This window comes from Micrococcus sp. KRD026 (assembly GCF_017168445.1).
Lineage (GTDB): Bacteria > Actinomycetota > Actinomycetes > Actinomycetales > Micrococcaceae > Micrococcus > Micrococcus luteus.
On the sequence record NZ_JABFBA010000023.1, the window covers coordinates 12,541 to 20,740 of the forward strand.

At 73.1% G+C, this 8,200-nt stretch carries 6 protein-coding genes, 1 tRNA gene and 1 pseudogene; 4 read left to right on the forward strand and 4 right to left on the reverse strand.

Annotated features, from left to right (window positions below; genetic code table 11):
* Positions 1-1,372 (forward strand): glycosyltransferase family 87 protein (locus J1M40_RS07615; RefSeq protein ID WP_206450652.1); only part of this gene is annotated, 1,372 nt, incomplete at its 5' end.
* A 36-nt stretch (positions 1,373-1,408) separates the two neighbouring features.
* On the opposite strand, the gene J1M40_RS07620 is transcribed toward J1M40_RS07615, so the two are convergent.
* Positions 1,409-2,854: a DUF2079 domain-containing protein gene (locus tag J1M40_RS07620; protein ID WP_061867776.1), complete on the reverse strand. Its 1,446-nt coding sequence runs from the start codon at positions 2,852-2,854 to the stop codon at positions 1,409-1,411.
* A gap of 115 nt (positions 2,855-2,969) precedes the next feature.
* A tRNA-Arg gene (locus tag J1M40_RS07625) sits at positions 2,970-3,043 on the reverse strand.
* A 198-nt stretch (positions 3,044-3,241) separates the two neighbouring features.
* Here J1M40_RS07625 and J1M40_RS07630 point away from each other — a divergent pair.
* Positions 3,242-3,793: a single-stranded DNA-binding protein gene (locus tag J1M40_RS07630; RefSeq protein WP_036381125.1), complete on the forward strand. Its 552-nt coding sequence runs from the start codon at positions 3,242-3,244 to the stop codon at positions 3,791-3,793.
* 98 nt (positions 3,794-3,891) lie between these two features.
* Positions 3,892-5,574: an energy-dependent translational throttle protein EttA gene (gene ettA, locus J1M40_RS07635; protein ID WP_036341629.1), complete on the forward strand. Its 1,683-nt coding sequence runs from the start codon at positions 3,892-3,894 to the stop codon at positions 5,572-5,574.
* Between the two features lie 186 nt (positions 5,575-5,760).
* Here the strand turns inward: ettA and J1M40_RS07640 are convergent, their stop codons facing one another.
* On the reverse strand, positions 5,761-6,780 hold the full coding sequence (locus J1M40_RS07640; RefSeq protein ID WP_036341631.1) for an acyl-CoA thioesterase II: 1,020 nt from the start codon (positions 6,778-6,780) through the stop codon (positions 5,761-5,763).
* 78 nt (positions 6,781-6,858) lie between these two features.
* Between J1M40_RS07640 and J1M40_RS07645 the strand changes: the two genes are divergently transcribed.
* Positions 6,859-7,569 carry a hypothetical protein gene (locus J1M40_RS07645; RefSeq protein ID WP_036341633.1) on the forward strand — a complete coding sequence of 237 codons (711 nt, stop codon included), beginning with the start codon at positions 6,859-6,861 and terminating at the stop codon, positions 7,567-7,569.
* 40 nt (positions 7,570-7,609) lie between these two features.
* On the opposite strand, the pseudogene J1M40_RS07650 reads toward J1M40_RS07645, so the two are convergent.
* A pseudogene (locus J1M40_RS07650) lies at positions 7,610-7,975 on the reverse strand (globin); the annotation flags it as partial.
* Positions 7,976-8,200 lie beyond the last annotated feature (225 nt).

The window sequence follows — 8,200 nt, forward strand, 5'->3', positions numbered from 1 at the left end:
CCGCAGTCCCGCCCCGTCCCGTCCGAGCGGCCGCTGGGTCGGCCTGCTCGTCGGCCTGACCGTGGTGGCCGCCGCCGTCGGCGTGCTGACCAAGCAGTGGTGCCGCGTGAACGGCTGGGCGGCCCCCGGCGTGCACGCGCACATGTGCTATTCGGACTTCGCCCAGCTGTTCCCCACGCGGGGCCTCTCGGACGGCCACTTCCCCTTCTACACGCCGCTGCCGCCCGAGCAGTGGATGGAGTACCCGGCGTTGCTGGCCGTGGTCGCGGGTGTGACCATGTGGCTCGTGCCCGCCTCCGGCGACCTGCACGAGCGCACCGTGACCTACTTCGACGTGAACGCGATCGGCGTGGTGCTGTGCTGGATCGTGCTGGTCGTCGCGACCGCGTACACCGCGCGCGGTCGCTCCCGGGACGCCCTGCTCGTGGCCCTGGCCCCGGGGATCATCCTGACCTCGATGCTCAACTGGGACCTGTGGGCCGTGATGCTGGCCGCCCTGGCCCTGTGGGCGTGGACGGCGGGCCGTCCGACCCTCGCCGGCCTGCTCATCGGGCTCGGCACCGCCACGAAGCTCTACCCGCTGTTCTTCTTCGGCGCGATCTTCGTGCTGGCGCTGCGCACGGGCCGCTGGGCCGGGTTCGTGAAGGCGGCCCTGGCCGGGGCCGCGGCCTGGCTCGCGGTGAACCTCCCGTTCATGCTGACGGCGTTCGACCAGTGGTCGCGCTTCTACACGTTCTCGGGGGACCGCGCGGTCTCCTTCTCCTCGACCTGGCTGGCGCTGGCCTGGACAGGATGGTCCGGGGAGACGTTCACGACGCTTCAGAACGGCCTGTTCCTGGTGTGCTGCGTGGGGATCGCCTACCTCGCCCTCGCGGCGCGGCACCGTCCGCGCATGGCCCAGCTGTGCTTCCTGATCGTGGCGTCCTTCATCCTGTGGGGGAAGGTGTACTCGCCGCAGTTCGTGATGTGGCTGATCCCGCTCGTGGTCCTCGCGACGCCGCGGTGGCGCGCGTTCTGGATCTGGCAGGCCGTGGAGGTCTACCACTGGGGCGGGGTGTGGATGGAGTCGGCGCGCATCACCTCCGACGGGGCGTTCGCCGGCGGCGCCTGGTGGATCACCGCCTGGTATGCCTCGGGGATCGTGGCGCACATCGTCGCCCTCGTGTGGCTCATGACCACGGTGGTCAAGGACATCCTGGACCCCGTCCGCGACCCGGTGCGCCGCACCGCACTCGACCAGGGGGCCCCCGAGATCGCCCCGGGGGTGGCCGAGGACCCGCACGCCGGCGTCTTCACCGGTGCCCGTGACCGACTGCTCCTGCCCCCGGCCGGACTCGGCCTGCAGCCACTCGGCGAGTCCGCGGGCCGCTGACGGCGGAGCGGGTCCGCCGGCGCCGTGGGGTTCCGCTCAGCGGTGCTCGAGGTACGTCGTGCAGGTGGGCGAGACCGCGCGGTCCGGGTGGTGCAGGACGACGACGTCGCCCGCGGACCAGACCCGCTCGAAGCCGAGCCGCTCGGCGCGGGCCAGCGCCTGCTCCGGGGTGAGGGGGTCCCAGCCGCCGAGCTCGGGCACCGAGGTGTCCACGATCATCCACGTGGCCAGCTCGTCGCCGATGTCCCCGTGCAGCCCGACGTGGGTGCGGGCCGTCAGGTGCGGCACGGCGTTGTCGGCGGCCTCGACGCACACCCCGTCCGGGATCAGCCCGACCGCGTGGTCGAGGTCGCGGGCGTGCTGCGTCATCGTCATGTCGCCGGCGATCGTGCGGTGCAGCGGGTACACCTGCGGGAAGAACGCGGTGCCGATCAGACCGGCGGCCAGTGCCGCGGAGACGAGGACGGCGGGCAGCCGGCGCAGCGTGTCCCGGCGTCCGGCCAGCCGGTGGGCCGCCTCGAGCGCGGCCATGAGCAGCAGCGGGGCGAGGATCGCGTCGTACTGGTACACGGGGGCCCACACGTTGAGGCGGTCGTTGAACAGCCGCGAGAGCAGGATCGGCAGGGCCATCAGCGTGAGCGGGCTCAGGACCGGCAGGAACAGCAGCGGGACGAAGTGCAGGAGCCAGAGGGCCACCTTCAGCGGGTGGTCGAACAGCACCGCGACGGCGTTCCACGGCTGGGTCAGCAGGAACAGGACCGAACTGCGCATGTCCGGGCCCAGGGCGGTGAACTGCCAGTAGCCGAACGCGCCGGTGGGGGAGTAGTGGGGGATCACCACGGACGTGGCGAACCAGTAGCCGAGCACGCCCAGCACGGCGGTGACCGCGGCCTGCGGCCAGAAGCGACGGATCGCCATCACCAGGGCCACGGCCAGCAGGGTCACGCCCATGTCCTCTCGGACCGTGAGCAGCAGCGCCGCCAGGCCGGTGGCGAGCCACGCCCGCTGCCCGTCCAGGGCCCACACGAGCCAGGCGAGGATCGGCACGCCGAGGGTGACCTCGTGGAAGTCCCAGTTCACCATCGCCTGGAAGGGCCAGGAGAGCAGCAGGGCGGCGACGGCGGCCAGGGCCACCCCGTGTCCCGCGCGACGACGGGCGAACAGGTACACCGGCACGGCGGACGCGGCGAGGGCCAGCGCCATGACCACGCCGAGCATGCGGGGGTCCGGCCATACCCAGTAGAAGGGCGCCAGCAGCGCGAGGATCGGGTGGAAGTGGTCGCCGAGGATGTGGAAGTCCACGCCCTTGACGGAGCTGAGGGGGGCGTTGAACAGCGCGTACTGCCGCACCACCTGGTCGAAGATGCCCAGGTCGTAGCCCTTGGCCTCGTAGGTGGCGTACCGGAGGAAGGAGTGCGTCACGTACAGGGCCGCGGCCGCGACGAGCAGGGCGGCCAGCTGGACGCCCTCGCGACGGGTCACACGGACCTCGGGGACGGCGGGTCGCGGGGCGCGGAGCCAGGAGCGCAGACGGTCCAGGACGGTCTCCTTCGGGCGGTCGTCGGGCGTGCTCGGACGGCTCCGCCCCTGGTCTGGGTGCCCCAGGAGGGATTCGAACCCCCGACCGGCGGATTAGAAGGCCGCTGCTCTGTCCAGCTGAGCTACTGGGGCTGGGCCGTGTCAGTCTAACGGCCGCCGGCCGCGGCGCCGTCGGCTCCTGCACAGTCGCCCGGGGACCTCCGCGCGTCCCCAGACCGGCCCCGATCCTGCCGGGGTGCCCCGCGGTGGGGTTGTCTGGCCATGGCGGATCAGCCGATGCGCCGACGACCCGCCCCGGCGCCCACCGGGGCCCAGCCCAGGAGGCACACCATGCAGGACCTCATCACCGTGCGCGGCTTCGTGGCCACGGACCCCGCCACCCGCCACACCGCATCGGGGGCCGCCGTGACCGGCTTCCGCCTGGCCACCACCGAGCGGCGCTTCGACCGCGAGACCGCTGAGTGGGTGGACGCCCACACCAACTGGTACAGCATCTCGGCGTTCGGCCAGCTCGGCTCGAACACCGCCCAGTCCGTGAAGAAGGGCAACCCCGTGATCGTCACCGGTCGACTCCGGGTCCGCGACTGGTCCTCGGGCGAGCGCTCCGGCACGTCCGTGGACGTGGTGGCGGACGCCGTCGGGCTGGACCTGGGCTTCGGCTCGGCGGCGTTCCAGCGCAGCCAGCGCGCGGCCGTGCCGCGCCCCGAGTCGGCCCCGCGCGACGACGACGCGTCGGGCGGGCGGGCCGGCGCGGTCGGCGACGGGTTCAGCGCGGGCCTGCCGGACGGGTTCCAGGGTGGCGACGCCCCGGCCTCGCCCGGCCCGGACGAGTCGGACGCGGGCGCCCCCGGGCGCGAGCCGGCGGCGGCCGGCGTCGCCTGACCACGGGGCGGCACGGAGCACGGAGGGGGAGCGGGCTCGGTGGTCGCGGGATCGGCACGATGAGTGGAATCCCGCGGCCACCGACTAGCCTGGGCCGCATGGCGGAATTCATCTACACGATGGTCAAGGCCCGCAAGAAGGTGGGCGACAAACTGATCCTGGACGACGTCACCATGTCGTTCTACCCCGGGGCGAAGATCGGCATGGTCGGCCCCAACGGCGCCGGCAAGTCGACGATCCTGAAGATCATGGCCGGGCTGGACGAGCCCTCGAACGGCGAGGCGCGGCTCTCTCCCGGCTACTCGGTGGGCATCCTGATGCAGGAGCCCAAGCTGGACGAGTCCAAGACGGTGCTCGAGAACGTCCAGGAGGGCGTCGGCGAGATCTACGGCAAGATCCAGCGCTACAACCAGATCTCCGAGGAGATGGCGAACCCGGACGCGGACTTCGACGCCCTCATGGAGGAGATGGGCGAGCTGCAGTCCGCCATCGACGCCGCGGACGCGTGGGACATCGACTCCCAGCTCGAGCAGGCGATGGACGCCCTGCGCACGCCCCCGGGGGACGAGCCGGTCACGAACCTCTCCGGCGGCGAGAAGCGGCGCGTCGCACTGTGCAAGCTGCTGCTGGAGAAGCCCGACCTGCTCCTGCTCGACGAGCCCACCAACCACCTGGACGCCGAGTCCGTGCTGTGGCTCGAGCAGCACCTGGCCTCCTACCCGGGCGCCGTCATCGCCGTCACCCACGACCGGTACTTCCTCGACCACGTCGCGGAGTGGATCGCGGAGGTCGACCGCGGCCGCCTCTACCCGTACGAGGGCAACTACTCCACCTACCTGGAGACCAAGCGTGCCCGCCTCGAGGTGCAGGGCAAGAAGGACGCCAAGCTCGCCAAGCGCCTGGCCGAGGAGCTCGACTGGGTCCGCTCCAACACGAAGGGCCGTCAGGCGAAGTCCAAGGCCCGCCTGGCCCGCTACGAGGAGATGGCGGCCGAGGCCGAGAAGACCCGCAAGCTGGACTTCGAGGAGATCCAGATCCCGCCGGGCCCGCGGCTGGGCACCGTCGTGATCGAGGCCAAGGACCTGAAGAAGGGCTTCGGGGACCGCGTCCTCATCGACGGCCTGTCCTTCTCCCTGCCCCGCAACGGCATCGTCGGCGTGATCGGCCCGAACGGCGTCGGCAAGACCACCCTGTTCAAGACCATCGTCGGCCTCGAGCCCCTGGACGGCGGTGAGCTGAAGATCGGCGAGACCGTGAAGATCTCGTACGTGGACCAGTCTCGCTCCAACATCGACCCCGAGAAGTCGCTGTGGGAGGTCGTCTCGGACGGCCTGGACTACATCAAGGTCGGCAACGTCGAGATGCCCTCGCGCGCCTACGTGTCCGCGTTCGGCTTCAAGGGCCCGGACCAGCAGAAGAAGGCCGGCGTGCTCTCCGGCGGTGAGCGCAACCGCCTGAACCTGGCCCTGACCCTCAAGGAGGGCGGCAACCTGCTGCTCCTCGACGAGCCCACCAACGACCTCGACGTGGAGACCCTGACCTCCCTCGAGAACGCGCTGCTCGAGTTCCCGGGCTGCGCCGTCGTCGTCTCGCACGACCGCTGGTTCCTGGACCGCGTGGCCACCCACATGCTGGCCTACGAGGGCACCGCGGAGGACCCGGCCAACTGGTACTGGTACGAGGGCAACTTCGAGTCCTACGAGGCCAACAAGGTCGATCGGCTCGGCCCCGAGGCCGCCCGCCCGCACCGGATGACGCACCGCAAGCTCACGCGCGACTGAGCCGACGCGCCCCCGGGCGCCGCGCCGACGACGGCCCGCCGCGATCACGTGATCGCGACGGGCCGTCGTCGTGTCGGGGCGGGGTCCACGTCGACCACGACGAACGGTGCGCGCGGCGCGGACGGCGAGCCGCCTCACCCATGGCAGGGCCCGATCGGCAGTCTCACCCCCTGCGAACCCGCCGGGTCAGCGCCGCCAGCTGCGGCGCAGCACCGTCCGCAGGGCCATGCGCTGGGCCGCGCCCCGGGCCCGTGCCCGCCGGGCGGCGGCCCCCTCGGGCAGGCGGATCATGCCCTCCTGGGCGACCGTGGCCACGAGCGTCCCGTCCTCGGTGAACACGGCGCCCGTGCCGAGGCCGCGCGCGCCCTGGGCGCTGGGGGAGTCCTGGACGTAGAGCAGCCACTGGTCGACGCGGGCGGGCCGGTGGAACCACATCGCGTGGTCGAGGGAGGCCACGGACATGCCGGGCTGGATCCAGGCGACGCCGTGCTGCCGCAGGATCGGCTCGAGGAGCGTGTAGTCCGAGGCGTAGGTGAGCGCCGCCAGGTGCAGCGCGGGGTCGTCCGCCAGGGGCGTGAAGGTCTTCATCCACACCATGTTGCAGTTCTCGGTCTCCGCGGCCGGCTCCACATAGATGGCCGGGGTGACATGGCGGATGTCGAACGGCCGGGACCAGGCCCACTCCTGGGCCACGGGGTGGTTGATGGCGCCCAGCACGTCCGCCGTCGTGGGCAGGTCCTCGGGCCGGGGCACTCCCTCCGGCATGGCCACCTGGTGGTCCAGCGCGCTGCCGGCGGGCTCCTGGAAGGAGCAGGTCAGGGCGAGGATGGCCTTCTCGTTCTGGGAGGCCAGCACCCGGCGGACGGAGAAGGAGCGGCCGTCCCGCAGCGTCTCGACGGTGAACGTGATGGGCTGCAGCGCGTCCCCGGGGCGGATGAAGTAGCCGTGGAGCGAGTGGGCGGAACGGGCGGCCGGCACCGTGCGGGAGGCGGCCGCCAGCGCCTGGGCGAGCACCTGGCCGCCGAACACCCGGCCGTGCGTCTGCCGGGGGGTCGTGCCCGTGAAGCGGACCTGACCCGTCACCGGGTCCGGCGCGGCCGGCGTCAGCTCCAGGATCCCCCGCAGCGTTTCGGTGGGGTCCTTCGGGGCCGAGGCCGGGCGGACCGGTGCGTGACCGGGGCGGGGACGGGGATGGCGCTGCGGCACGAACGGCTCTCCTTCGACATGGATGGACCCGCGACGGCGGGGCGGCCCGGGACGCGACGGACCTGGGACAATGCTTGCATGACCGAGCACCCCGCCGCCGCCCCCGTCCTCCGCTTCGTCGACGACCGCGCTGTGCGGGACCTCGAGCAGCTGGCCAGCCGCGCCCGGCGCGTCGCCGACACGGGCATGCGTTTGCACGTCGTGCCTGAGGCGGGGCGCTCCCGCACCCCGATGCTCGCCCAGTGGGTCTCCGTGCTGCAGCCGGCCGGGCTCGGAGACGGGGTGCCCGTCGTCCTGGGGCTGCGCACCGTGCCCCTGGCGACCGCCCACGGCGTGGCGGACCTGGACGCCGTCGTCGCCCTGGGCTCCGTCACCGAGCGCACCGCGCGGATGCGCGGCCAGGACCCCGTCGACCTGGCATTCGCCGTGCCGCCGGGCCGCGAGCACGTCACCTGGACCGCGCTGACCCCGCCCCGCGGCGGCTGGACGCCCGTGGCCGAGGTCGCCGATGAGGAGCTGGCCGAGGTGGCCACGCGCGGCGCCGACGCCGTGCGGGACGCCCTGCCCGAGAACCCGGGGGAGGCGCTGGTCCGCAGGGTCCGGGCGCAGATGTGGGGACCCCTGCTCGGGGGCGAGGCGCTGCAGTTCCCGGCCGGCATGGCCTTCGGCGCGCACGCGCTGGGCTTCCTGCGGCCCGGCGGCCGCGCCCGGCTCAGCACGGCGGGGCCGTGGACGCGCCTGGACACCCCCGGCGGCTTCGTGCTGGGCCGCCCCGCCATGGCGGTGTGAGCCCGCGCCCGGCGCGTCGAAATCGCAGCCGGGCGGCCGGTCAGGCCGAGTTCTGCAGGGAGTGGGCGGCCCGCTCCAGATAGTCCCAGAGTTCGGCCTCGTGCAGCGGGGACAGGCCCAGCGTGTCGACGGCGGCGCGCATGTGCCGCAGCCATGCGTCGCGCGCGGCCGGGTCGATCCGGTACGGGGCGTGGCGCATGCGCAGGCGGGGGTGGCCGCGCTCCTCGGAGTACGTCCGCGGTCCGCCCCAGTACTGCTCCAGGAACATGAGCAGCCGACGCTGGGCGCCCTCGAAGTCGTCCTGCGGATACATCGGGGCGAGGATCTCGTCCTCACGCACGCGGGCGTAGAACTCGGCGGTCAACCGGTCGAACGTCGGGCGGCCGCCGACGGCGTCGTAGAAGCTGGTGGCCTGACCGGGCGCGGCCGGGGCTGCCGGGGTCGCGCCGGCGGGGCCCGCCGTGGCGTCGCGGGCGCGCACCTGGTCCACCGGGGCGGGGGTGCCCTCGTGCATCACCGGCTCGACCTCGGTGGGCCGCTCCGCCAGGCCCGTCACACGGGACGGGCCCTTGGCGACGCGCGGCCGCAGCACCGCCAGGGGGGCGCCCAGGCGCGCGGAGTGGTCCGGCAG

Bases quoted from the DNA above. Each gene is read 5' to 3' on its own strand.
- J1M40_RS07630 (WP_036381125.1), top strand. From the start codon at position 3,242: ATGCAGGACCTCATCACCGTGCGCGGCTTCGTGGCCACGGACCCCGCC.
- ettA (WP_036341629.1), top strand. From the start codon at position 3,892: ATGGCGGAATTCATCTACACGATGGTCAAGGCCCGCAAGAAGGTGGGC.
- J1M40_RS07645 (WP_036341633.1), top strand. From the start codon at position 6,859: ATGACCGAGCACCCCGCCGCCGCCCCCGTCCTCCGCTTCGTCGACGAC.